This window comes from Sphingomonas sp. Leaf231 (assembly GCF_001421995.1).
Classification (GTDB): Bacteria; Pseudomonadota; Alphaproteobacteria; order Sphingomonadales; family Sphingomonadaceae; genus Sphingomonas.
In genome coordinates this window covers 12,165-35,509 of record NZ_LMLS01000003.1, presented here as the reverse complement: position 1 = coordinate 35,509, position 23,345 = coordinate 12,165, and the positions used below count along the sequence as shown (strand labels likewise).

Below are 23,345 nucleotides of genomic sequence, written 5' to 3'. Positions count from 1 at the left end.
CAGCTCCAGACGGTTGTTGCGCGGTCGGAACCAAGCGCCGGCCAGGACGATTATGCGGCAAGCGAGGAGTTACGCAATGCGAGTGGTAATGATCGGCCTCGGCCGGATGGGTGGCAACATGGCACGCCGCCTGATGAAGGCCGGGCATGAGATCGTCGCCTACGATCGTGACGCGGACGCTGTTGCGAAACTCACGGCCGAAGGGGCGATCGCGGCCACGTCGGTCGACGATGCGCGGGCGAAGGCCGGCAGCCCCGCGATCTGGTGGGTGATGCTGCCGCATGGCGAGATCACCGACGGGATGGTCGACCGGATCGCAGCGGGCAGCGCGGCGGGCGACATCGTCATCGACGGCGGCAACAGCTTCTACAAGGACGACATTCGCCGGGCGAAGGCTTTGGCGGAAAAAGGTGTTCACTATGTCGACGTCGGCACGTCTGGCGGCGTGTGGGGGCTAGAGCGCGGTTATTGCATGATGATCGGCGGACCCGACCAGGTGGTGCGCGATCTCGACCCGATCTTCGCGGCGCTGGCGCCCGGCACCGGCACGATCCCGCGCACGCGCGGTCGCACGGACGATGCGGCCGACACACGTGCCGAACACGGCTACATCCACGCCGGTCCCGCGGGTGCCGGGCATTTCGTCAAGATGATCCACAACGGCATCGAATATGGTTTGATGCAGGCCTATGCCGAAGGATTCGACGTGCTGAAGGGCAAGGCTTCCGACAAGCTGCCGGAGGATCAGCGCTACGACCTGAACTTGGCCGACATTGCCGAGGTCTGGCGGCGCGGCAGCGTTATCTCCTCGTGGTTGCTCGACCTGACTGCCGACGCCTTGTCCGAGGACGGCATGCTGGAGCGCTTCTCCGGCAACGTCGCCGATTCGGGCGAAGGTCGCTGGACGATCGAGGCCGCGATGGAGGAAGCAGTACCCGCCCATGTGCTGACCACCGCGCTCTTCGCGCGCTACCGCAGCCGCGTCGAGCACACGTTCGGTGAAAAGGTGTTGTCGGCAATGCGCTTCGGCTTCGGCGGGCATGTCGAGATGCCGCAATAATGCCGATCCGCCTGCTGGTGTCGGATCTGGACGGCACATTGGTCGACCGGGACAAGCACCTCACCCCGGCCACGATCGCCGCAGTCGACCGGTTGCGTGCGGCCGGAATCGGCTTCACCGTGATCAGCGCGCGGCCGATGTCGGGCATTCGCCCCTTGCTGGAGCCACTCGGCCTCGATGGTGATGTCGCCGCGTTCAACGGCGGGATTGTGTTCCGCCGCGACGGCACGATCGTCAGCCATGTCACGCTCTCCCCTGCGGTCGCGCGCGGCGTCGTCGACATGGCCGATGGTGTCGACATCTGGGTCTTCGCCGACGACCGGTGGTACGCCAGCGACGGCGACGGCGCGCACACGCAAAGCGAGCGGCACAGCAGCGCGCAGGAGCCCGTGGTGGTCGAATCGTTCGACAATCTGCTCGATCACGCCGACAAGGTCACGTTCGTCAGCGATGATGAAAAAAGGCTGCATGCGCTTTACGAACGCGTCCATGCCGCATTCGGCGAGCGGGCGACCGTCGCGCAATCGCAAACCTATTACCTAGACGTGACGGCAATCACTGCCAACAAGGGGGATGGGATCGCGGCGCTCGCGAACGCGCTGGACATCGATCTGGCCGATACGGTTGCAATCGGCGATCAGGCGAACGATCTGCCGATGCTGGCGCGCGCCGGGCTGTCGATCGCGATGGGCAATGCCCCCGACGCGGTGAAGGCCGCCGCGCACGAGACCACTCGCGCGAACGACGCGGATGGCGTAGCGCACGCCATCGACACGATCATCCTGCCGCGCGGAGATACCGAATGAAGAAGCTCGTCGCCTTCGATCTGGACGGAACGCTGGCACTCAGCAAGCAACCGTTGAAGGACGATATGGGCGAGACGCTGGCGGAATTGCTGACGGTTGCGGACGTAGCGGTCATCTCCGGCGGAGACTGGCCGCAATTCGACAAGCAGGTCGCCAGCCGCCTGCCTGCCCGTGCCGATCGCTCGCGGCTGTGGCTGATGCCGACGACGGGCACCAAGCTGTTCACCTATGAGAACGGCACGTGGCAGACGGTTTATGCCGAACTGTTCGACAACGCCGAAAAGCAGAAGATCATCACCGCGTTCGGTGACTCGCTGGAGGCGACTGGCTTCGTCCCCGAGCAGACCTGGGGCGAGCGGATCGAGGATCGCGGCAGCCAGATCACCTTCTCCGCACTTGGCCAGGAAGCCCCGCTCGAAGCCAAGGAACATTGGGATCCCGACTTTGCGAAGCGCAAGGTCATCCAGGCCGACTTGCGCAAGCGGCTGCCCGGCCTTGCGATCAACATGGGCGGCGCGACCTCGATCGACATCACGCGCGAAGGCGTTGACAAGGGCTACGGCCTGCGCAAGCTGGCCGCGGAAAGTGGCTTTGATCTCGACGACATGCTGTTCATCGGCGACGCGATTTTCCCCGGCGGCAACGATTATCCGGCGCACGAAGCCGGGGTCGATTGCGTGCGCGTGCGCGATCCGCAGGAAACCATCAGTGTCGTGACCGCGATCGTCGCCTGCCAGAAGTAGGCGCGTGATCGACCTTCCGGGACTGTACGCCCGCTTCATCACGTGGATCGGGGACGGTACCGGTACGACCGATACCGTCCTGCATATCCACGCCGGGATGGCGGTGCTGATGATCGCGCGCATCGTGACGCGGCGCTCGCTCGGCACCCTCATCCCGTTGTCGGTGGTCGTGGCGGCCGAAATGGCGAACGAAGTGCTCGACCGCCTCCATTATCACAGCTGGCGTTGGTGGGACACGATCCCCGACATCATCAACACGCTCTTTTGGCCGACGGTGATCTGCCTCGCGGTCCGGCTGCGGCCGATGCGTCCGTTGCGGCGACGCTGAGGATCGTCATCGGAGACGTAGCGCCGCGCGACGGCGCTATCGCACCTGCACCGTCACCGCGTCGTCAAGAATCGGACCGGCCCGCCATCGAAGCGCGCGGCAGTCAGCACGCCGGTGGCATAGGCGCCGCTGTCCAGGCAGATCCGCCCCGCCGCACCATAAGCTTCGTCTTGCGGCGTATGGCCGTGCACGATCAGCATCCCGCCATCCACAGGGGTGCTGAGGAACTCCTCGCGAATGTAGAGGATGTCCTTCAACCGCTGCTTGGCCAAAGGCACCCCTGCGCGTAGCCCGGCATGGACGAAGATCAGTTCGCCCTGCACGATATGATGCTCCAGCCCGCGTAGCCACGCATCATGCGACGCGGGCACCGCCGCGCGCAATTGCTCGCGCGCCGTCATCCAGCCGCTCGCATCGTCCGGTGCCTTCACCCCATAGGAGGCGAGCGTCGTCGCGCCGCCGTGCCGGCCCCAGCTTTGCCCGCTGCTCCGTTCGTCGATGAACGCGACCATCGCGTCCTCGTGATTGCCGAGTACGTAACGCCATTCGATCGCCTCGTCCGTGGACAGGGCTAGGATCCGCTCGATAAGCTGTGCGGAGGCCGGACCGCGATCGATGTAATCGCCCAGCAGCACGATCATCGGGCGGTCACTGTACCCGCCGGGATGCGCGGCGATGTCGGCACGAATGCGACCGATCAACCGGTCGAACAGGTCGACCCGGCCATGCAGGTCGCCGATCGCGTAGATCAGCCGCCCACCGGTATCGGGCGTACCAAGCAATGCGATCAACGCCTCTCCTGTGACGTCGCCGGCCGGTGCCGCCGGCGGCATCGGCTCGACCCGTCGGCGACGGACCGGTGCCGCCTCCGCTGTCTCGGGCACAGGCTCCTTCGAACGCCGACGCCGGCCCTGTTCGGGCGCGACGCGCAGCAGGGTTCCGAACAACACCAGCGACAGCACGTTGTGCGCGGTCAGCAGCGTACCCTCGAACGAGAACCACACCACCAGCACGAACGCGAGCGCACGGTCCGGCGCGCGCCGGAACAGGCAGTAGATCACCCACGCGTAAAACAGGATCGCGCTCAGCAACCCATATTCGATCGCCACCTTGGTGAAGGGCCACCAGATGAAGTTGCGCCCCTTCTCGATCTGGCCCGCGCCGATCCCGGCGATCAGCCCGCGCGGATCGTGGAGGAACTCCACCATCCGCTCCAGCGGCAGGATGAAGCGCATGTTCGCGCTGGAGCCGTTCTGCTTGTATTCGTCCATGCGCGAGCTGACGATGTCGAACCAGCCGAGCCGGAACGCGACCAGGCACACCAGCACCAGGATCGCGATCATCACGACGGCATTGCGCAACCGCATCCGGCCCAGCAGCACCGGCAGCGTCAGCGCCATCAACAACGCGCCCGTACCCGCCATCGTCATCAACAGCCCGCTGGCCAGCACGATCAGCCGGATCGGTCGCCGGAACAGCGTCAGCTCGACCGCGAGCGCCAGCGCGATGAACTGCGACAGCAGCGACACTTCGAGGAAGACGACCGCATTGGGCTTCATGAAACGCGAGCCGTAGATGATCGGCTGGATATAATTGTAATCGGGCACCAGCCACGGAGCCGGGACCAGCAGGTTCAGGTTCGGCCAGGCACGGAACGATGCGGCCAGCTGGATCAGATGTTGGGCCAGCGTGACGCCGACGAAGCCCAACATCACCGCGACGAACAGGTTCATGCAGCGCCGGTAATTGGCCGCGCTGGTCTCATACTGGATCATGAACGGCGCATAGAGCGCAGCGAACAGCATAAGGCTGGACGCGCTGTAACGCGGTGCCAGGAAGAAGGTCGAGAAAGACGCCACGAGGAAGGCGAGGAAGAACCCGCCGATCCGGACCGGATCGAAACGCGGCCGCAGCAGGATCGGCGCGGCGACGATCGCGCCGACGAACAGCGGCAACACCAGCGGCACGAACCCGCCCGCCTTCAACGGCCATGCGAATTTCTGCAGCACGACATTGCCGATCACGCCGATCGCAAACAACGCCAGCACGACCTTGTCGTCGGAGGACGGCGGTGTGGCCGAGACATCCGCGCCGATCGTACCTGGCCGGGCCGGTGGCCGGACAGGCTCTGCCGGGGCAAGGTCACCGGCATCGAGGGTCAGCGATCGGGCCATCGTGTAACGCACTTCCTGGTCATGGCGGCTTGCCGACCGCGCCTGATGGCGGGATGGCACAAGGACGCTAAAGCCTAAGCGCTTCGCCGCCAATCGAAAACACCTGGGTGCCCACCGCTGTACGAGGGGCTGTCCTACAAGTAACCTATGAACATAAATGGAACGTTCCCGATATTGGAGGACGTGAACGATGCCCGACCGGTTCCAGAACAACAACGACAGCCCGGTGGCCCCCGCCACCGCGCCATTCGCGATCGTTCCCGATGACGTCACGCCGCTGCCCAACGTTCCCAAGGGGATCTACGTCGGCGGCGGAGGCACGATCACGCTGCGTGGCGTGGGCGGATCGGAGGACGTCACGTACCGCAACCTGCCCGACGCCAGTTACGTCGCGGTCCGCGCGCTGTACGTCCGCGCGACCGGCACCACCGCTACCCACCTGATCGCGGAGGCCTGAGATGACGCGGACTTCGGGATCGATCGGCGGCGCGGTGAGCGTTGCTGCGCTGGCGCGCATCGGCGTGGCGCTGCCATCCGTCGAGGCTGCATCGCCCGCCGCCTTGTTGGCGTGGTCGGCGGCGCGCGGGCGCCTACGCAGCGGCATGGCCGATGCAGCGCGGATCGCTTTCGTCGGCGACAGCAAGACGATGGGCGCGGGTGCCGGCACCGGCCCCGGCCCCGGCACGGCCGGCGCATTCGCGCGTGCGCGGCCCGCACGTGTCTCGGCACTGCTCGCGGCGGGGGGGCTGCCGATCCGCGCCGACGCCTTCTTCGGTTGCGCTGGACTGGCCAGCATCGCCGACGTGCTGATTTACGACCCGCGACGAAGCGGCTTTTCCGGTTGGGGCGGCGGCGGCAACTCGCTGGGTGGGGCGGCGATGAGCACGAACAACTCCAACCCGGCGCAATTCCAGCCCGCCGGCCCCGTCGATCGCTGCTCGGTGTTCATCCGCAACGGCAGCGACCGCCCTGCTTTCAGCGTGCGCAAGGGCGGCGAGAGCGTCCCGCTGACGCCGTCCGGCCCGGTCGGCGGGTTCGCGCGGCTGGAGGTCACCTTCCAGGCCCGCGACGCCAATCCGATCATGGTGGTACGCACCGGCACCACCGGCAATCTGCAACTGGTGGGTCTGGTCGCATGGGACAGCGCGCGTCCGGGGATCGAGATCGTCAATTTCGGGGTGTTCGGCGTCACCTCGACCTTTCAGGCCGACACGACGGGTCCGTGGTCGCCGGCCGCCGCGCTGGCCACCTATGCGCCGCATTTGACGATCGTGAATCTCGGCACCAATGATCTGGCGCAGAAACAGCCGATGGCAAACTGGCTGACGAACATCCGCACCATCGCACGGCAGGCGCGGCTAACGGGCAGCGTGATCCTGGCATGGCCGGCGGTCGGCGGCACCAGCCCTACGGGCGGCGGCGATTCGGAGCGCGCGCAATGGCGCACGGCGCTGCGCGCGCTGGCGTTCGAGATCGACGCCCTGTTCGTGGACGAGGAAGCGTTACTGGGCGGACGCGCCGTCGCGCAGGCCAGCGGTGCCTTCACCGACAGCCTGCACGAATCGCCTTGGGCCTATGACGTGCAGGCGGCGGCAATCGCACGCGCGATCCTGTAATCGGCTGACCTTCGAAGAATAATCCGGCTCCGTCGCCGATGCGGCGGAGCCGTCGTGCTTGCTCCGACGCGCCGTCGTGCTACCCCTCGGCAACCATTGCGCAGGAGACGACGTGCGAGCTGATGCCACCGAATTGAGCGCCCCACCCGGCCCGGCAGACGTCTGCATCGTCGGATCGGGTGCCGCGGGACTGACGCTGGCGGCGCGCTGCGGCGCGCTCGGGCTCGACGTACTGGTGCTTGAGGCCGGAGCTGCACATGCCAATCCGGCAGTGCAGGACGCCTATGCCGGCACGGTCGCCGACCCGCGCGTCCACTGGCCGCTCGACACCTACCGCATCCGCGCGCTGGGTGGGACGACCGCCTTGTGGGGCGGGCGCTCGATCCCGTTCGACCCGATCGACTTCGAACCACGTCCCTGGGTCGCCCATTCCGGCTGGCCGATCGGCTATGACGAGGTGGCGCGTTACTATCCCGCGGCGATGGAAGCGGCGGAGGCCGGGGCGTTCGACCACGTGCCTTCCGCACCGATCGTCCCAGGTCTCGACGGCGAATGGCTGCACACCACGATCGAGCGGTTCAGCCGCCCGACCAATTTCTGGACGCGTTACGGGAAGCAGCTTACCGCCGCGCGAAATGTCCGGGTGGTCACCAACGCGCCGGTCACCGGCGTGCGCCTTGCGGCCGACGGAAACAGCGTCGACCATCTCGATGTCCGCGCGCCCGATGGCACGACGTGGCCCGTGCACGCCCGCCACTATGTGCTGGCTGCAGGTGGACTGGAAACGGCGCGGCTGTTGCTGGCCTCGGACGATGTGCTGCCCGATGGACCGGGCAACGCCGGGGGATGGCTGGGCCGGGGCTATATGTGTCACCTCGCGGCGACGTTCGGGATGGCGCATTTCACCGGCGCGCCGCGCAGCATCGGCTTCGATTACGAGCGCGATGCCGAGGGTATCTATATCCGTCGGCGCCTCGCCCCGACGCCGGCCGCGCAACGCGCCCACCGCCTGCTGAATGGCACCGCACGCCTGCACATCCGCGATGCCAACGATCCTTCGCACGGCGACCCGGTCCTGTCGCTGATGTTCCTGGCCGCGTTCGCGGTCAAATACGAATACAGTCGTGCCGCGCGTGAGGCTGATCGATCGATCGGCCCGTATCTCCGCCACATCGGCAACATCGCCCGTCACCCGCTGCAACTTGCCCATTTCGTCCGCACCTGGGGCGTGAAGCGGTACCTTGCATCGCGAAGGATTCCTTCGATCGCGCTGCCGTCGCGCGACAATCGCTACCCGTTGGAGTTCGTCAGCGAGCAATCACCCAATTGGGACAGTCGGGTCCAGCTGGCGACCGAACGCGATGCGCTGGGCATGCGGCGGCTCCACGTCGACTGGCGCGTCGCCGCGGCGGATTTCGACTCGGCACGAGCCACGTACCGCTTGTTCCGCGACGAACTGGCGCGCACCGGTACAGGCACGCTCGCCTATGAAGAGGACGCGCTGGAACCCGCCATGCTCGACGCCGCCGCCTATGGCGGCCATCACAGCGGAACGACCCGCATGTCGGCCGATCCACGCAACGGCGTGGTCGATCGCGACTGCCGCGTACACGGGGTCGCCGGGCTGTACATCGCGAGCGCCTCGGTCACGCCGACGTCGAGCCAGGCGAACCCGACGCTGACCGCAATCGCGCTGGCGTTGCGGCTGGCCGACCATCTCAAGGAGCGTTGCGCATGACGGGCAAGGTGCTGGTGACCGGCGCGGGTGGCTTCGTCGGGCGTCGCGTGGTGGCCGCGTTGCAGGCGGCGGGGGTTCCCGTCGCCGCCGGGCACCGCCGCCCGCCGCCCGGTGGCCTGGCGCTGGACGTACTCGATCCCGCCGCACTGGCCGCCGCGATGCCGGGCGTGGACACTGTCGTCCACACCGCGGTCGGTGGCCCACGCGACACGCGCGTGATCGTCGATGGCACGCGTGAAACGCTCGCCGCCGCGCGCGCCGCCGGCGTGCGGCGCTTCGTTCACCTCAGCTCGGTCGCCGTATATGGCGCAGCGCGCGGCCGCGTCGACGAGGATGCCGCCACCGATCATCCGCACGGTGCCTATGGCGCGGCAAAGATCGTGGCAGAAACGACGTGCCGCGCGGCAGCCGACGACATGGCGGTGGCGATCCTGCGTCCGACGTTGATCTACGGCCCCGGAAGTGCGGCGTGGACGACACTTTATCTCGATCGGCTTCAAGATGGTAATTGGCCCGTGCTTGGCGCGGCGGGGCGTGGCGACGCCAATCTGGTCCATGTCGACGATCTGGCCGGTTTCATCACGCATCTCGCCGTCAACGACGCGCCGCTGGCCGGCACCTTCAACGTCAACGGTCCGGATATCCCGACCTGGGATGCCTATCTGGAGGCGCTGCGCGATGCGATTCAGGCACCGCGTGCGACGGGCGCGTTGCCGGGGCGGCTGACGCTGGGCGCGCGCAAACTGGCCAAGGCCTTGAATGCTGCCGGCGCGCGCGCCGGGCTAACGTCCGCTGCGCTCGAACATTTTGTCGTGCGCACGCCATCGCATGACGAGGTCGAGCGCTTCCGGACCTCCGTGCGCTATACGATCGACCGGATGGTGGCGACCGGATACCGGCCGCGGATCACGGTGGCGCAGGCGGTGGCGGACATCGCCGCCTGGGACCGCGCCGGCCGGCCCTGACGTGCGGATTCTAGCACGGCCGAGTAACCGTGCAGGCGGATTCCTGCACGACATCGCGGACCCCGCCGATCGATCTTGAAAGCTTTTCTTGGGGAAACAATAGCTTAGCGTAAAGAGCCGTACACTTTTGATGCTCGGCGCGATTCGGGTTAGCCTCTACGAAGACGTCCGCAAACAGGGGACGCCAGGAGAGGTCATGCACGCCACCACGATTCCGCCCGCGGCCGAGGGGCCACGCCGGCTTCACCATCATTTGTACGTCCAGGTCCTGATCGCGATCGTCGCGGGTGCGATCCTCGGACACTTCTACCCACAACTGGGCGCGGCCTTGAAGCCGCTGGGCGACGGCTTCATCAAGCTGGTGAAGATGGTGATCGCACCGGTCATCTTCCTCACGCTGGTCAGCGGCATCGCGGGGCTGCGCGAATTGAGCGCCGTCGGACGCGTCGCCGGCAAGGCGTTCGGTTATTTCCTTTTCTTCTCAACGCTGGCGCTGATCGTCGGCATGATCGTGGCCAATGTCGTGCAACCCGGCGCGGGGATGAACATCAATCCCGCCACGCTCGATAGCGGCGCGATAGCCGATTACGCCGAAAAGGCGCATGACACCACGCTGACCGGCTTCCTGCTCAATATCATCCCCGACACGCTGATCTCTGCGCTGACACAGGGCAACATCCTGCAGGTGCTGCTCGTCGCGATCCTGTTCGGTGTCGCGCTCAGCCTCGTGGGCGAGCCGGCGCGCCCGGTCCTCGACCTGATTGAGCGGCTGAACATCGTCGTCTTCCGCATCGTCGCGATCCTGATGCGCGTCGCCCCGCTCGGCGCGTTCGGCGCGATCGCCTTCACGGTCGGCAAATACGGCGTCGGCAGCCTCGTCAATCTCGGTGGGTTGGTCGCCACCTTCTATCTGACCTCCGCGGTATTCGTGTTCGGTATCCTCGGGATCGTCGCGCGGCTGCACGGCTTCTCGATCCTGCGCCTGATCGGCTATCTCAAGGGGGAACTGCTGCTGGTGCTCGGCACCTCCTCGTCCGAACCGGCGTTGCCGGGACTGCTGACGAAGCTGGAAGCGGCAGGTTGCGATCGCGGCGTTGTCGGGCTTGTCGTGCCCACCGGCTATTCCTTCAACCTCGACGGCACCAACATCTACATGACCCTCGCGGCGCTGTTCATCGCGCAGGCGTGCAACGTCGATCTGTCGATCGGACAGCAATTGCTGTTGCTCGGGGTGGCAATGCTGTCGTCGAAGGGGGCTGCGGGCGTGACCGGAGCAGGCTTCATCACGCTGGCCGCGACGCTGTCCATCGTGCCGACCGTGCCGGTGGCGGGCATGGCGTTGATCCTGGGCGTCGATCGCTTCATGAGCGAATGTCGCAGCCTGACCAATTTCGTCGGCAACGCGGTTGCGGCGATCGTCGTCGCGCGCTGGGAGGGCAAGCTCGACCGCCATGCCCTTGACGCCGCATTATCCGGCCATTCGCAACGCGTGCCCACACTGCCCGAAGTGGATGATTGAGGACTAGTGTGGTCGAAAGCGGCGGGTGCTCGTGGCACCCGCTATTGGTGACCAAGATTGTATCTTGCGGCAAGATCTAACGTTTTCAAATACTTCTGCCGGTTGATATTGACTGCCAACATGGTAAACCAACTTTTCCGGCAACAAAACAAAACTAATGGGCTTTTTTGCACCTTTCCAGTGACCTGGCTGATGATTGTCCATTGATGACACTAGGAAGCGCGGGGTTAAGCTCGATATTCATTGAATGTTACAGCCGGCGCATGGCACACCATTGTGATCGCAAGACGGTTCTTCGCCTTTTCGGCGCAGGAACATGATCGAGATCTAGGTGGATGGGAGCGGTAACGTGCCGAATTATGCGGCGACATTGCAACGGTCGATCTTCGAGGACGGATCTGCGCGCACACGCTCACTCAGAGAACCGGTAGCACCGCTCGCACGACTTCTTGCGGAATTCCATACCAGCATGAACATGGTCGGACTTCGCTGCTTTGCAGGCAACATGGACCGCTTTATGGTTTTTTGCCTGCTGTTACGAACCAGCCTTTCGCATGGTGAGCGTCGGGGTACGATATCGGTGCATTCGGCCGCCATGTCGCTGGGTCGGCCTTTCGAAACTATTCGCCGACATATCTGCACACTTGTCAATCAAGGCATATGCGAACGCACGCCCGCAGGCGTAATGTTATCCTATCACCATTGGGAGCAGCCGGAGAGCTGGCAGAGATTGCGGTTCTCGCACGACTGTTTCGTGCGACTGATCGCAGATGGCGTCGCTTGCGGAGCCATCCCCGCAAAGGCTGGTGGAGACCAACCCTGCCTGTCGCTGGACGATGGCGCGTGCGCGGCCGCCGACCTGATCCTTGCGCTCGTGGATACAAATCGTTTTCTGTGCGAAGAATCGATCGATCTGGCCATTTTCTCCGCGGTGCTGCACGGCAATCATCGCTTGTACGCCAGCGATCCGACGACCGCCCTGGCGCGGACGGACACGCTACGCCCGCACCACGCCGTCCGCGTCGCGCAGGTAGCGCGTGCGCTAGCGCTCCCCGATACGACCGTACGCCGCCGGATCGCGCCGTTTACGCGCCGTGGCGGTCTATACGTCCGTACGCCCACCGGCTTGCTGGTCGCAACCGACCGGCTCCGCTCGCTCCGTGAATGTGACAGTTCCTCAAGCGCGCGGCACGGGTCGATCCGCCTCATCATCAAGCGCGCCGTCGCCAGAGGCCTCTCGCTTGCACGGTCCGAGCGTTCGTACTGCGACGGACGTCCGGCCACACCGACGATCGAGTAAGGCTTAGCCGCTGCGCGGCCTTTTGGGCACCAGCGAAGACAGAATGCCGCGTACGGTGCGCACCTCCGGCCCCGACCAACCCGGCTTGGTCAGCAACGTCCGCAGCATCCGCCGTGTCGCCGGGGTACGATCCGGCGGAAAATAATATCCGCCCTCGTCCAGCAGGGCGTCGAGTTGCGCGATCATCCCGTCCAGCTCGATCTGCGCGGCCGGCGGCTCGATATCGACGGTGGGCGGACTGGCCAGCGCCAGGCCCTTCGACCATTCGTACGCGACCAGTATCACCGCCTGCGCCAGATTCAGGCTGCCGAACTCGGGATTGATCGGCACTGTGATGATCGTGCGCGCGACCGCGACGTCATCCGTTTCCAGCCCCGACCGCTCCGGCCCGAACAGGATCGCCGAACGGGCTGCAGCACGATGGATCACCTGCGCGGCCTGCTCGGGCGTGACGACCGGCTTGGTCACCCCGCGCTTGCGCACGGTGGTGGCATAGACATGCGCGCAATCCGCCACAGCGTCGGCCACGCTTTCGAACACCTCGGCACCCTCCAGCACCAGATCCGCGCCCGATGCGGCGGGGCCAGCCTGCGGATTCGGCCAGCCATCGCGCGGCGCAACCAGCCGCAATTCGGTAAGCCCGAAGTTGAGCATCGCACGCGCCGCCTTGCCGATGTTCTCGCCAAGCTGAGGCCGTACGAGGACGATCACGGGGGGAGGAGAAGTGGGTTCGATCATAGCTTCCGTTCGGTTCTAACCTGCATGCGGCGATGGCGAGCCAAGCGGTCGAATGCGCTTTGCCACGTCGATCGTGCGCCTGTCGTGCCTGACGGGTCGGCGATCCCGACGATGGGCGCTGGATCGACGAGAGCGCCAGGACCCATCGCGCGACGATCGACGTTGCCCGGGCACCGGGGCCGAAGCTCGCGATGTTCCTGCAGGATGCATCCTCGCCTGGTGGATACCGGCCAAGGCAGCGGCGGCAGGATGACGATCACCCCCGCCCGACTTCCTCCACGGTGCCGGCGAACTCCTCGAAATCGCGCGCTTCGCTGAAGTCGCGATAGACGCTGGCGAAGCGGATGTAGGCGACCGAATCCAGCCCCTTCAACCCGTCCATGACCATCTCGCCGATGCGTTTGGCGGTGACTTCCGGCTCGCCGCCGGTTTCCAGTTGCCGCTGGATACCGCTGACCAGCTTCTCCAGTCGCACCGATTCAACCGGCCGCTTGCGCGCGGCGATCGAAATGGAACGAAGCAGCTTTTCCCGATCGAACGGCTCGCGCCGATGCTCGCTTTTCACCACCGTCAATTCGCGCAACTGGATGCGCTCGAACGTGGTGAATCGTGCCGCGCACCCCTCGCATTGCCGCCGCCGCCGGATAGCCGCCCCATCGTCGGTGGGGCGGCTATCCTTCACCTGGCTGGCGTCATGGCCGCAAAACGGGCAGCGCATTCAGGCGGTCACTTGTTCTTGGTGCCCTTGCGATAGGCCCAGGCCGCGCCGGCGATTGCACCGAAGATCGGCCCGACCACCGGCAACGGGATCGCCGCCACCGCGCCCAGCGCGCTCCACTTCGCCATGCTCTTGCCAAGCCCCGGCGTGCTCTTCACCGTGCCGCGCACTTCGTCGATCTTCCTGTCGAATTCGGCCACCGATCGTTCTCCTTACTGATAGATCGGAAACCGAGCGCACAACGCGCGAACACGTTCCCGCACCTGCGCCTCGACCGTGGCATCGCCGCCCTCGCCCTTTTCGCGCAGTCCGTCGAGCACGTCGGCGACCATATTGCCGATCTCGCGGAACTCGGCGGTGCCGAACCCGCGCGTGGTGCCGGCGGGCGAGCCGACCCGGATGCCGCTGGTCTTCACCGGCGGCAGCGGATCGTTGGGAATACCGTTCTTGTTGCATGTGATGCCGGCACGCTCCAGCGCCTCGTCCGCATCGCGCCCGGTAATCCCCAGCGGGGTCAGGTCTACCAGCGCCAGATGCGTGTCGGTGCCGCCCGACACCAGGTCCGCGCCGCGCTCCTTCAGCGTCGCCGCCAGCACCTTGGCATTTTCGACCACCGCGGCGGCGTAGCTTTTGAAGTCGGGACGCAGCGCCTCGCCGAACGCCACCGCCTTGGCGGCGATGACATGCATCAGCGGCCCGCCCTGCAGACCGGGGAATACCGCCGAGTTGATTTTCTTGGCGATCGCCTCGTCATCGGTCATGACCATGCCGCCGCGTGGGCCGCGCAGCGTCTTGTGGGTGGTGGTGGTCACGACATGGGCATGGCCGAACGGGGTGGGATGCACGCCACCCGCGACCAGCCCGGCGAAATGCGCCATGTCGACCATGAAGATCGCGCCGACCTTGTCCGCGATCGACCGGAAGCGCGCGAAATCGATGTGCCGCGGATAGGCGGACCCGCCCGCGATGATCAGCTTGGGCTGCGTCTCCACCGCCTGCCGTTCGACCGCGTCGTAATCGATCAGGTGCGTGTCGGCGGCGACGCCATATTGCACCGCGTTGAACCATTTGCCGCTCATCGCCGCGCGCGCACCATGTGTCAGGTGCCCGCCCGCGTCGAGGCTCAGGCCCATGATCGTCTCGCCCGGCTTGACCAGCGCCAGCATCACCGCGCCATTGGCCTGCGCGCCCGAATGCGGCTGCACGTTGACGAAGCCGCAGCCGAACAGCTGTTTGGCACGATCGATCGCCAGCTGCTCGACCTCGTCCGACGGATGGCAGCCCTGATAATAGCGCTTGCCGGGATAACCCTCCGCATATTTGTTGGTGAAGACACTCCCTTGCGCCTCCAGCACCGCGCGGCTGACGATATTCTCCGACGCGATCAGTTCGATCTGCGTCTGCTCGCGGGTCAGCTCATGTTCGATGCCTGCGAACACCGCCGCATCGGCGTCGGCCAGGCCGCGGGTGAAGAAACCGTCCGGCTGGATACCGGAAAGCGAAGTCGGATTGGTGCTCATGCAAGCTCCTTGAGCATGTCGACACGGGCGGCGTGGCGGCCACCCAGGAAATCGGTGGAAAGGAATGCGGCGACGCAGGCACGCGCCATCTCGGGGCCGATCAGCCGCGCACCCAGCGCGATGGCGTTCGCGTCGTTGTGGCTGCGCGCCAGCCCGGCGGACAACGGTTCGTGGACGAGCGCGCAGCGCACCGCCGGGTTGCGGTTCGCCGCGATCATGATGCCGATCCCCGACCCGCACAAGGCGATGCCACGATCGGCATCCCCCGACGCCAGGGCATCGGCCAGCCGGCGACCGTAATCGGGATAATCGACGCTGCCGCTGCCGTGCGTGCCGAGGTCAAGCACGTCGTACCCCTCGTTCGTCAGCCAGTCGCGCAGTTCATCCTTCAGCGAGACGGCGGCATGGTCGCAGGCGATGGCGATACGCAAGGATCGATTCCCGTGTTCTGAGGACAGGGGCGCTCTAGCGACCCCCGCGCGCGAACGCTACCCGGAACGCTTTGTCGCCGCTGCCGGTTGATGTGCCATGATGAAGCTCGTCCGGAAGCTCGACGCCGTGTCCTCGTGCCTGATCGCGGCGCCACTGGCGCTCGCCGCCTGTGCGCAACCCGCACCCGATCCCTCGCCCACCGCCAGCCCGACCGAGCGCGTCGGCGCGGCCGCCGCCCCGCGCGACGATCCCGCGACCACGGCTGCGATCGAAGATCGTTACCTCGGCCGCTGGGTCGGCGTGGAAGGCATGTTCCTGAACGTCGCCCGCCGGGCCGGCGGCGGGACGGCGCTGGAGATGCAATGGGATCTCGATCATCGCGGTACCTTCACCGGATCGATCACCACCGAAGGACTGCGTTTCATGCGGAACGGCGTCGCGGAGGTCGCGGTGCCCGGCAACGGTGACCAGACCGGACTCAAATGGCTGGCGGGCAAGAAGGACTGCCTGATCGTCAAGCCCGGTGAGGGATATTGCCGGACCTAGGCCTGACCGGATCGCCCCTTCGATGATATCGCGCACTCCATCCGGACGCCGGACCTAATCCGGGATGATGCTACCCGCCCGCCGTCGCCGCGCAGGCCTCTCGCCGATCAGGCCGATCCCGCGATCATCCCCGCCAGCGCCAGCGTGCGCTGCGCCTCTTCAAGATGCAGTCGCTCGACCATTCGTCCCTCCACGCGGATCGCGCCCTCATCCTCGCGCCCGTCGAACGCCGCCAATACCGCCCGTGCCGCGGCCACCTCTTCCCGCGATGGCCCGAACGCCGCATGGGCCGCCGCAATCTGCGCCGGATGGATCAATGTCTTGCCGTCGAACCCCCAGTCGCGGCCCTGCCGGCACTCCGCCGCGATCGCCGCCTGATCGTCCAGCGTGTTGATGACGCCGTCCAGCGCGATCAATCCCGTCGCCCGCGCCGCCAGCACGATCTGCGACAGCGCCGGAAGCAACGGCGCGCGGTCCGGGCCTACACGGCAGCGCAGTTCTCGCCCCAGATCGTTGGTGCCTGCCACCAAGGCGGCCAGCCCCGTCTCCGCTGCGCTCGCGACGATCGCGGACAGCGCCAGCACGCCGCGGCACGTCTCGATCATCGCCCACAGCGCCAGCCCCTGCCCGAGCGTGGCCCGCGCCGTCACCAGCCTCGCTGGCACATCGACCTTCGGCAGCAGCACCGCGTCGGCCGTCGTTCCCGCAAGCGCGGCGAGATCGTCCACTCCCCACGGCGTGTCGGGCGCATTCACCCGCACCACCAGCTCACGCGCGCCGAACCCGCCCGCCTGCACCGCCGCCACTGCCGCGTCGCGCGCCGCCGCCTTCTGCGCCGGCGCCACCGCATCCTCCAGGTCGAGGATCACGACATCGCACGGCAGCGTCCGCGCCTTCTCGATCGCACGTGCATTCGATGCAGGAAGGAACAGCGCGCTGCGCCGTGGGCGGACGCCGATCACGCGCTCAATGGCGCAAAGCGCGCCACCTGTCGCCCGACCAGCCGCAACTGTTCGACCACCGCCGGATCGCTCGCCCCGCCCTCGTCGTCGAAGCGGGTCGCCTGCGTGTTGATCGCGGCCGCGAACGGCGTCGGCCATCCGCGCAGCGCATGGACGATCGATCGCAGCGCCGCGATGGTCGAACCGGTCGCCTGCCAACCGTAAGCGGTCGCGATCAGCCCGACCGGCATGTCCGCCAGATAAGGCCGCGGGTCGCGCGCGGTTTCCTCCAGCAGGTCGAGCGCGTTCTTCACGACCCCCGAAATGCTGCCGTGATAGCCGGGGCTGGAAATGATAACCGCCGACGCCTGTCGCACCGCGTCGACGAACGCGCGCTCCTCCGGAGTGCGTGTCGCGGCGCGTGGATCGTAGAGCGGCAACCGCGCCATATCCGCGCCACCGAACATCCGCGTGCGAAATCCCTGCGCCTGCGCTTCGCCGAGCGCGATACGCAACGCGCGTTCGGTCGAGGATATGCCCCCGATCGTGCCCCCGATCCCCACCACCAGCGGCGCAACAGCGCCTTTCGCAACATCCTGCATTTGGCTATCCTTTACGGTACGCGGGCGAGGCTTGCGACAACTGTTCTATCAGCGTAGGACACCATCAGCCATGCGCCCCGATCCCTACGATACCGGCCGTGTCCGCTACAACCACGCACGCGGCGATCTGCCCGGTGGCGCGACGCCCGATCCCCTGCCTTCGTTCGGTGCATGGCACGACGACGATCGCGATCCGCCGCGCTACGATGACGGCGGGGAGCCGCCACGCCCGCCGCGACGTCGCATCGCATGGGGCAAATGGATCGTGCGCGGGCTGGCCGCCTCGATCGTGCTGTTCGTGCTCGCGGTGATCTGGCTGGCGTTCACCGCGCCATTGTCGCAGTCGCTCAAGCCGCCGACCCCGCCGTCGATCACGTTGACCGCAGCCGACGGGACGCCGATCGCGCGCCGCGGCGCGATCATCGGCGCGCCCGTGGACGCCAAAACGCTCCCTCCGCATGTGCGTGAGGCGTTCCTCGCGATTGAGGACCGGCGCTTTTATTCGCATTGGGGTATCGACCCTCGCGGCATCGCGCGCGCCGCCTGGGCGAACGTCGGATCGGGCGGCGTGCGGCAGGGCGGGTCGACGATCACGCAGCAGCTGGCGAAGAATGCCTTCCTCGACTCGGACCGGACCGCCGCGCGCAAGATCCGCGAAATGATGATCGCGTTCTGGCTCGAAGCGTGGCTCAGCAAGGACGAGATCCTGTCGCGGTACCTGTCGAACGTGTATTTCGGCGACAACGTGTACGGCGTGACCGCGGCGGCGAAGCACTATTTCGGCCGCACGCCGCAGAAGCTGAATGTCGGACAAGCTGCGATGCTCGCTGGCCTCGTCAAGGCACCGTCCCGGCTGGCCCCGACCGGCAACCTGAAGGGCGCGCGCGCCCGCCAGGCGGTGGTCGTCCGCGCGATGGTCGCCGCCGGCTTCCTCACCCCTCGCGAGTCGGCGGCCGTTCAACCGCAGCGCGTGCTGCCCGCACGCGCCAACACATTGCCGACCGGCACTTATTTCGCGGACTGGGTCCTGCCCACCGCGCGTGAGGTGGCCGGGGACGCCGGCACCGACGCCCGGGTAAAGACAACGCTCGATCGCGGGCTGCAGGCGACCGCCGAACGGGTCGTGCGGCAGGCGAGCTTGCGCGGCTTGCAGGCTGCGGTGGTCGCGATGCGTCCCGATGGCGAAGTCGTCGCGATGGTCGGCGGGCGCGACTATCGTACCAGCGCGTTCAACCGCGCGGTGCAGGCCAGGCGGCAGCCGGGTTCGACCTTCAAGCTGTTCGTCTATCTCGCCGCGTTGCGCGCGGGGCTGACCCCGGATGACGTGCGCGACGATTCGCCGGTCGAGATCGCAGGATGGAAACCGCGCAACGACGACGGCCGTTACCTCGGCCCGATCACGCTGCGTCGCGCCTTTGCGCGGTCCTCGAACGTCGTGGCGGCACGGCTGACGCAGGAAGTCGGCGTGCGCAACGTCATCAAGGCGGCGCGCGACCTCGGCATCACCACGCCCATTCCCAACGAGGCGACGATCGGGCTGGGCACGGCGGAAGTGTCGCTGCTGCAATTGACCGGCGCCTATGCCGCGGTTGCGAACGGCCGCTACCCGGTGACCCCGCGCGGCGTCACCGGCAACCGCAACGCCAGCTGGTACGAGGCGATTGCCGGACGGGACACGGAGATGCCGGGCAAGATCCGCGACGAGATGCGCTCCTTGCTCGGCTCATCGATCCGCGGCACCGGGCGCGACGCCAATCTGCCCGTCGACGCATTCGGCAAGACGGGCACCAGCCAGGGTGGGCGTGATGGCTGGTTCATCGGTTTTGCGGGGAACATGGTCGTCGGCGTATGGGTGGGTAAGGACGACAGTTCGCCGAACCCCGGGCTGCATGGCGGCGGCATGCCTGCGCAAATCTGGCGGCAATTCATGATGTCGGCGCTCAACATCCCCGTCGTGGTCGCGCCCGCCGAGGACGAGATGGGTGCGCCACTCGACAATATGGAAGGTGAGGCGATCGACCAGTTCGGGCGCGTGATCGACGGCGCGCAACCGACCATCGAGGAGGCGGTCGATCGCCTGCGCGAACTGGGGATCGAATTGCCACAGCCGCCGGAGCCGCGCCAGCGGTACCCGGAGCGCGTCGCGCCGGGCCGCCTGCCCGACGATCGCGGACCGCCCCCCGAAGAGGAAGATCCAAACGACGAGGGTCGCTACTACCGGTTCTAGGCCGAGAGATTGTCGGTCGATCTCCCCGCGGTAGCATCGTCGCCGCGGGGTAATGCGCGGCCGCTTTGCAGCGCGTCAGACGCTCGTTAGGCTATCGCACGCCATCCGCCGAAAAGGACCTGACATGCCCCGCCCGACCCGACGGCCGTCTCCCCGCATCGGGGCGCGAGCGCTGCTGCTCCTCGCCGCACCGTGGGTGCTCGCCGCCGATCAGCCCGCACGCTGGGATGCGACCGGCGCGGCGAACCCGCTGCTCCCCGGTTATTTTGCCGACCCGTCGATCGTCAATGATCGCGGGCGCTGGTACATCTTCGCCACGATCGACCCGTGGGGCGACGACCGGCTGGGGATGTGGACGTCGGAAAACGGACGCGACTGGCGCTTCGCGACTCCGGAATGGCCGACCAAGGCCGCCGCGAGCAGCCCGACCTCCGGCGATGCCAAGGTGTGGGCACCATCGGTGGTCAAGGCCGCGAACGGCCGCTGGTACATGTACGTCTCGGTCGGCAGCGAAGTGTGGGTCGGCACGGCGCCCTCCCCTGCCGGCCCGTGGCGCGACGCGAATCACGGCAAGCCGTTGATCGCGAGGGATTTCGCTCCTGCCTACCACATGATCGACGCCGAGGCGTTCATCGACGATGACGGACAGGCCTATCTTTACTGGGGATCGGGGCTGCACTGGGTCAACGGCCATTGCTTCGTCGTCAGACTGAAGCCCGACATGGTGACCTTCGACGGCGAACCGCGCGACGTGACGCCGGCAAATTACTTCGAAGCGCCATTCATGATGAAGGCGAACGGGCGTTACCTGCTGACCTATAGCGACGGCAACACCACCAAGGACAGCTACAAGGTCCGCTATGCGATCGCCGCGACGCCGTTCGGACCCTTCCGGGAGGCGGCAAACAGCCCGATACTGCAGACCGACTCGCGCAACGACATCGTCAGCCCCGGGCACCACACGGTGTTCCGATCGGGGGGACGGAGCTACATCCTCTATCATCGTCAGGCGCTGCCATGGCCGCAGGGCGGTGATGCGGTACTTCGCCAGGTGGCCATCGACCGGCTGGTGATCCGCGGGGACGGCACGCTGGCGCAGGTGCGCCCGACACATGGTGGTTCCGTCGCGGGCTTCTCCCCCGCGCGCGACAAGGGGCTGCGATGGAAGCCGGTCGGTGGCGACAGCACGGCGGGTCGCGCCGGCGACGACAATTACGCGACGCTCTGGCGCGCACCTGCGACCGGCAAGGCAGCCCTCACCGCCGACCTGGGCAGCGTTCGCCGGATCAAGGGCAGCCGGCTTCGGCCGGAATTCGCCACCCGCAACTATCGTTACACGATCGAAGCGTCGCGCGATGGCCAGCGTTGGTCGTCTCTGGTCGCACCGGCTTCTCACACCGGGTCGCCCGTGACGCTCCCCCACCCGGCGACCGCTCGTTACGTGCGCCTGACGGTCGAAACCGCGAATGCCGGCCTGTGGGAATGGTCAATCGATTAGGTCGGGCTGCGTCATGAGCGGCGCACCGGCTCGACCACGCGACTTCCGTGCGATCACCCTTCTACCCACTGGACCTCGGATGAGGCGGGTATCGGAGTTCAACATCGGTGTGCCGTCATTGCGGTGAAAGCCTCTGCCGACCTGCGCGCCGCAACCCAGATTCCGGAACGCTGGCCCGATGCAGCCTTGATGCCCCCTTCTCGTTCCCGTGCACGGCGAAAACTGCTCCACGATGGCCAGGAGGCGCGACTGCACTCCGATATTCCGCAGCCCCGACAGTAAGCGGGTCATGTGGGTCGTTCGTCATGGCCAGGGTCAAAACCATCGGAGGAATGGGAGATTGTCACACCCTTCCTTGCGCTGTTCCGGCGATGAGGGGCACCATGCCGGCCCGTCAATAGACGCAGGCATGAGGGAGATCTGCTGAACAGTCGGCTGCCAGTATCGCCCCTGATCGCCAATCCCGTGTTATCGACAACGATTGCGACGAAACCGCTCATTAGATCGGCAGCGTTCCGGGCAGACACCGCGATATCCCTGATCAGGAATGTCTGGAATTGCCCCGCGCGGCAAACGGCGAACCGGTACCTGATGTTGGAAGCGGTGCGCGACCCTGCTGTCTCTAGGCTGGTGACGACCATAACCGTAACGCTCGGCATTGACGGACCGATGACCAGGGCATGGTTCGAGGCTTGGGTCGCCCGGGCGGGCGCCTTGACGCTCGAACCCGATGACGTCGTGATCCTCGGGGTTTCGGTCGAGGCAAGGGCTGGCCGGCTGCTCTTCCTTCCCCTTCGCCAGACTTCGATCCGATCGAGAATGCCTTCGCCAAGCTGAAGGCGCTCCTGCGCAAGGCCGCTGCGTCCAGCGTTGCTGACATCTTCCGCGTCATCGGTGCCGCCATCGACACCTTCACGCCTACCGAGTGCGTCGACCACCTCGCCGCTGCCGGAAACGGTGCGTATCGAACGAGATCTGATCTGGTAAGCGATCACGCCCGCCCGCCGACATCGACTTCAAGAATCCAGGCGGGCATGAATACTATTCGCATACGACGGCAGGTGAGCCCGTGCGGTGTCCGTCAGGCGCGCGCTGCCAGGCGCGCGCGCCAGCGCCCGGTTGCCAGCAGGCAGACGATCGCGGCGGCCGTACCGACGCCGATGGCGGTAAAGCCGGCATCGGATACGACGGCATCCAGCCCCGCCATCTCCGCCAGTGCATAGCCGGCCGTGCCGAAGCTCAGCGTCACCACCACCCAGCCGACGGCGCGGCGATAGCGGCGGATGGTACCAGCCCGTCGGGTCTTCGCCCGCAACAGGCGGGCGACCACCTGGCTGTCGATCGTGTCTGCCAGCAGCATGCCGGCGGCAAAGGTGGCGGCGATCGCGACCGCGGCAAGCGTGCCGCCCTTGGCGGTCGCCGCTGCGCCCCAGGCGGCTGCCTGCGTTGCGGTGTCGAACACCAGGCCGAAGATCGCACCGATCGCCACCACGGCAATCGGATGATTGCTGCGCCGCAGCCGTCGCGGCACCAGTCCCGTACGCCAGCCGACCGGCGTATAATCGTCGTCGCCGAGCAGTGCGCGCAGGTTCAGCGTACCGACGATCACCAGCAGGCCGATGACGGCGACGTCCACCACCGCCCGGGTCCAGGTCGGCACCGCGACGGCATCGGCAGCAAGGGACACGCCGATCGCCACGATCGCAACCGACAGGCTATGGCCCAGTGCGAAGAAGGTCCCCGTCCATGCGGCCATACGTGGCTGTGCATCCACCGTTCGAAAGACGATATTGTCGATGACGGCGACATGATCGGGATCGAGCGCGTGGCGCAGGCCGAGCACGAACATGAGCCAAAGAGCGGACATCTCGACC

General features: G+C 66.5%; 23 protein-coding genes. 13 read left to right on the top strand and 10 right to left on the bottom strand.

What is annotated here, in order from left to right; genetic code table 11:
• Positions 1-76: 76 nt before the first annotated feature.
• The 4 genes from gnd to ASE95_RS11475 are packed head-to-tail and all read left to right on the top strand — an operon-like array spanning position 77 to position 2,937.
• Positions 77-1,060: a phosphogluconate dehydrogenase (NAD(+)-dependent, decarboxylating) gene (gnd, locus tag ASE95_RS11490; RefSeq protein WP_056636333.1), complete on the top strand. Its 984-nt coding sequence runs from the start codon at positions 77-79 to the stop codon at positions 1,058-1,060.
• Entirely contained in the window at positions 1,060-1,866 is an 807-nt protein-coding gene (locus tag ASE95_RS11485) for a Cof-type HAD-IIB family hydrolase (protein ID WP_056636332.1), read from the top strand. Before gnd ends, ASE95_RS11485 begins: the two co-directional genes overlap by 1 nt.
• Positions 1,863-2,609, top strand: a complete 747-nt coding sequence (locus tag ASE95_RS11480) for an HAD-IIB family hydrolase (RefSeq protein ID WP_056636330.1) — start codon at positions 1,863-1,865, stop codon at positions 2,607-2,609. The genes ASE95_RS11485 and ASE95_RS11480 overlap by 4 nt, the downstream gene beginning before the upstream one ends.
• Before the next feature lie 4 nt (positions 2,610-2,613).
• Positions 2,614-2,937 carry a hypothetical protein gene (locus ASE95_RS11475; protein ID WP_235528290.1) on the top strand — a complete coding sequence of 108 codons (324 nt, stop codon included), beginning with the start codon at positions 2,614-2,616 and terminating at the stop codon, positions 2,935-2,937.
• A gap of 53 nt (positions 2,938-2,990) precedes the next feature.
• On the opposite strand, the gene ASE95_RS11470 is transcribed toward ASE95_RS11475, so the two are convergent.
• The gene (locus ASE95_RS11470; RefSeq protein WP_162234683.1) at positions 2,991-5,111 is read right to left on the bottom strand and encodes a metallophosphoesterase; all 2,121 of its coding nucleotides are present in this window, start codon (positions 5,109-5,111) and stop codon (positions 2,991-2,993) included.
• 190 nt (positions 5,112-5,301) lie between these two features.
• On the opposite strand from ASE95_RS11470, the gene ASE95_RS11465 reads away from it, so the two are divergent.
• The 6 genes from ASE95_RS11465 to ASE95_RS17700 all read left to right on the top strand — a co-directional run bounded on the left by ASE95_RS11465 (position 5,302) and on the right by ASE95_RS17700 (position 12,249).
• On the top strand, positions 5,302-5,568 hold the full coding sequence (locus tag ASE95_RS11465) for a spike base protein, RCAP_Rcc01079 family (protein ID WP_056636326.1): 267 nt from the start codon (positions 5,302-5,304) through the stop codon (positions 5,566-5,568).
• 1 nt (position 5,569) lies between these two features.
• Complete coding sequence (locus ASE95_RS11460; protein ID WP_056636324.1) at positions 5,570-6,727, top strand: SGNH/GDSL hydrolase family protein; 1,158 nt, start codon at positions 5,570-5,572, stop codon at positions 6,725-6,727.
• Between the two features lie 112 nt (positions 6,728-6,839).
• A complete protein-coding gene (locus ASE95_RS11455) occupies positions 6,840-8,465 on the top strand; it encodes an FAD-dependent oxidoreductase (protein ID WP_056636323.1) in 1,626 nt (541 codons plus the stop codon).
• Positions 8,462-9,430 (top strand): NAD-dependent epimerase/dehydratase family protein, encoded by a 969-nt coding sequence (locus tag ASE95_RS11450; protein WP_056636321.1) that lies wholly within the window; start codon positions 8,462-8,464, stop codon positions 9,428-9,430. Before ASE95_RS11455 ends, ASE95_RS11450 begins: the two co-directional genes overlap by 4 nt.
• A 196-nt stretch (positions 9,431-9,626) precedes the next feature.
• Positions 9,627-10,949, top strand: coding sequence for a dicarboxylate/amino acid:cation symporter (locus ASE95_RS11445; RefSeq protein WP_056636319.1), 1,323 nt, complete (start codon positions 9,627-9,629; stop codon positions 10,947-10,949).
• Between the two features lie 349 nt (positions 10,950-11,298).
• Positions 11,299-12,249, top strand: a complete 951-nt coding sequence (locus ASE95_RS17700) for a hypothetical protein (RefSeq protein WP_156348011.1) — start codon at positions 11,299-11,301, stop codon at positions 12,247-12,249.
• A 3-nt stretch (positions 12,250-12,252) separates the two neighbouring features.
• Here the strand turns inward: ASE95_RS17700 and ASE95_RS11435 are convergent, their stop codons facing one another.
• The 5 genes from ASE95_RS11435 to rpiB all read right to left on the bottom strand — a co-directional run bounded on the left by ASE95_RS11435 (position 12,253) and on the right by rpiB (position 15,656).
• The gene (locus ASE95_RS11435; RefSeq protein ID WP_056636315.1) at positions 12,253-12,987 is read right to left on the bottom strand and encodes an RNA methyltransferase; all 735 of its coding nucleotides are present in this window, start codon (positions 12,985-12,987) and stop codon (positions 12,253-12,255) included.
• Positions 12,988-13,243: 256 nt separating this feature from the next.
• Positions 13,244-13,705: a transcriptional regulator NrdR gene (gene nrdR, locus ASE95_RS11430; RefSeq protein ID WP_056636313.1), complete on the bottom strand. Its 462-nt coding sequence runs from the start codon at positions 13,703-13,705 to the stop codon at positions 13,244-13,246.
• 8 nt (positions 13,706-13,713) lie between these two features.
• Positions 13,714-13,905 (bottom strand): hypothetical protein, encoded by a 192-nt coding sequence (locus ASE95_RS11425; RefSeq protein WP_056636311.1) that lies wholly within the window; start codon positions 13,903-13,905, stop codon positions 13,714-13,716.
• Between the two features lie 12 nt (positions 13,906-13,917).
• The gene (glyA, locus tag ASE95_RS11420) at positions 13,918-15,225 is read right to left on the bottom strand and encodes a serine hydroxymethyltransferase (protein ID WP_056636309.1); all 1,308 of its coding nucleotides are present in this window, start codon (positions 15,223-15,225) and stop codon (positions 13,918-13,920) included.
• Positions 15,222-15,656, bottom strand: a complete 435-nt coding sequence (rpiB, locus tag ASE95_RS11415; protein ID WP_056636307.1) for a ribose 5-phosphate isomerase B — start codon at positions 15,654-15,656, stop codon at positions 15,222-15,224. Before rpiB ends, glyA begins: the two co-directional genes overlap by 4 nt.
• A gap of 97 nt (positions 15,657-15,753) precedes the next feature.
• Here rpiB and ASE95_RS11410 point away from each other — a divergent pair, with 97 nt between their 5' ends.
• Positions 15,754-16,203, top strand: coding sequence for a hypothetical protein (locus ASE95_RS11410; RefSeq protein WP_056636306.1), 450 nt, complete (start codon positions 15,754-15,756; stop codon positions 16,201-16,203).
• A 107-nt stretch (positions 16,204-16,310) separates the two neighbouring features.
• On the opposite strand, the gene ASE95_RS11405 is transcribed toward ASE95_RS11410, so the two are convergent.
• Together ASE95_RS11405 and ASE95_RS11400 are read right to left on the bottom strand one after the other, a co-directional pair.
• Positions 16,311-17,162: an HpcH/HpaI aldolase/citrate lyase family protein gene (locus ASE95_RS11405; protein ID WP_056636821.1), complete on the bottom strand. Its 852-nt coding sequence runs from the start codon at positions 17,160-17,162 to the stop codon at positions 16,311-16,313.
• Positions 17,162-17,746, bottom strand: coding sequence for an NADPH-dependent FMN reductase (locus ASE95_RS11400; RefSeq protein ID WP_056636304.1), 585 nt, complete (start codon positions 17,744-17,746; stop codon positions 17,162-17,164). Before ASE95_RS11400 ends, ASE95_RS11405 begins: the two co-directional genes overlap by 1 nt.
• A 70-nt stretch (positions 17,747-17,816) precedes the next feature.
• Between ASE95_RS11400 and ASE95_RS11395 the strand changes: the two genes are divergently transcribed.
• Both ASE95_RS11395 and ASE95_RS11390 read left to right on the top strand, forming a co-directional pair.
• Positions 17,817-19,973, top strand: a complete 2,157-nt coding sequence (locus ASE95_RS11395) for a transglycosylase domain-containing protein (RefSeq protein WP_056636303.1) — start codon at positions 17,817-17,819, stop codon at positions 19,971-19,973.
• Between the two features lie 124 nt (positions 19,974-20,097).
• Positions 20,098-21,471, top strand: coding sequence for a family 43 glycosylhydrolase (locus tag ASE95_RS11390; protein ID WP_056636300.1), 1,374 nt, complete (start codon positions 20,098-20,100; stop codon positions 21,469-21,471).
• 287 nt (positions 21,472-21,758) lie between these two features.
• Here the strand turns inward: ASE95_RS11390 and ASE95_RS18575 are convergent, their stop codons facing one another.
• Together ASE95_RS18575 and ASE95_RS11380 are read right to left on the bottom strand one after the other, a co-directional pair.
• Positions 21,759-22,466 (bottom strand): hypothetical protein, encoded by a 708-nt coding sequence (locus ASE95_RS18575; RefSeq protein WP_156348010.1) that lies wholly within the window; start codon positions 22,464-22,466, stop codon positions 21,759-21,761.
• Positions 22,467-22,552: 86 nt separating this feature from the next.
• Positions 22,553-23,338: a HoxN/HupN/NixA family nickel/cobalt transporter gene (locus tag ASE95_RS11380; protein ID WP_235528289.1), complete on the bottom strand. Its 786-nt coding sequence runs from the start codon at positions 23,336-23,338 to the stop codon at positions 22,553-22,555.
• Between the last annotated feature and the right edge of the window lie 7 nt (positions 23,339-23,345).

What these genes read in the sequence shown, in the direction of transcription:
- gnd (WP_056636333.1), top strand. Translation starts at nt 77, where the DNA reads ATGCGAGTGGTAATGATCGGCCTCGGCCGGATGGGTGGCAACATGGCA.
- ASE95_RS11485 (WP_056636332.1), top strand. Translation starts at nt 1,060, where the DNA reads ATGCCGATCCGCCTGCTGGTGTCGGATCTGGACGGCACATTGGTCGAC.
- ASE95_RS11480 (WP_056636330.1), top strand. Translation starts at nt 1,863, where the DNA reads ATGAAGAAGCTCGTCGCCTTCGATCTGGACGGAACGCTGGCACTCAGC.
- ASE95_RS11470 (WP_162234683.1), bottom strand. Translation starts at nt 5,111, where the DNA reads ATGGCCCGATCGCTGACCCTCGATGCCGGTGACCTTGCCCCGGCAGAG.
- ASE95_RS11465 (WP_056636326.1), top strand. Translation starts at nt 5,302, where the DNA reads ATGCCCGACCGGTTCCAGAACAACAACGACAGCCCGGTGGCCCCCGCC.
- ASE95_RS11460 (WP_056636324.1), top strand. Translation starts at nt 5,570, where the DNA reads ATGACGCGGACTTCGGGATCGATCGGCGGCGCGGTGAGCGTTGCTGCG.
- ASE95_RS11450 (WP_056636321.1), top strand. Translation starts at nt 8,462, where the DNA reads ATGACGGGCAAGGTGCTGGTGACCGGCGCGGGTGGCTTCGTCGGGCGT.
- ASE95_RS11445 (WP_056636319.1), top strand. Translation starts at nt 9,627, where the DNA reads ATGCACGCCACCACGATTCCGCCCGCGGCCGAGGGGCCACGCCGGCTT.
- ASE95_RS11435 (WP_056636315.1), bottom strand. Translation starts at nt 12,987, where the DNA reads ATGATCGAACCCACTTCTCCTCCCCCCGTGATCGTCCTCGTACGGCCT.
- nrdR (WP_056636313.1), bottom strand. Translation starts at nt 13,705, where the DNA reads ATGCGCTGCCCGTTTTGCGGCCATGACGCCAGCCAGGTGAAGGATAGC.
- glyA (WP_056636309.1), bottom strand. Translation starts at nt 15,225, where the DNA reads ATGAGCACCAATCCGACTTCGCTTTCCGGTATCCAGCCGGACGGTTTC.
- ASE95_RS11410 (WP_056636306.1), top strand. Translation starts at nt 15,754, where the DNA reads ATGATGAAGCTCGTCCGGAAGCTCGACGCCGTGTCCTCGTGCCTGATC.
- ASE95_RS11400 (WP_056636304.1), bottom strand. Translation starts at nt 17,746, where the DNA reads ATGCAGGATGTTGCGAAAGGCGCTGTTGCGCCGCTGGTGGTGGGGATC.
- ASE95_RS11395 (WP_056636303.1), top strand. Translation starts at nt 17,817, where the DNA reads ATGCGCCCCGATCCCTACGATACCGGCCGTGTCCGCTACAACCACGCA.
- ASE95_RS11390 (WP_056636300.1), top strand. Translation starts at nt 20,098, where the DNA reads ATGCCCCGCCCGACCCGACGGCCGTCTCCCCGCATCGGGGCGCGAGCG.
- ASE95_RS11380 (WP_235528289.1), bottom strand. Translation starts at nt 23,338, where the DNA reads ATGTCCGCTCTTTGGCTCATGTTCGTGCTCGGCCTGCGCCACGCGCTC.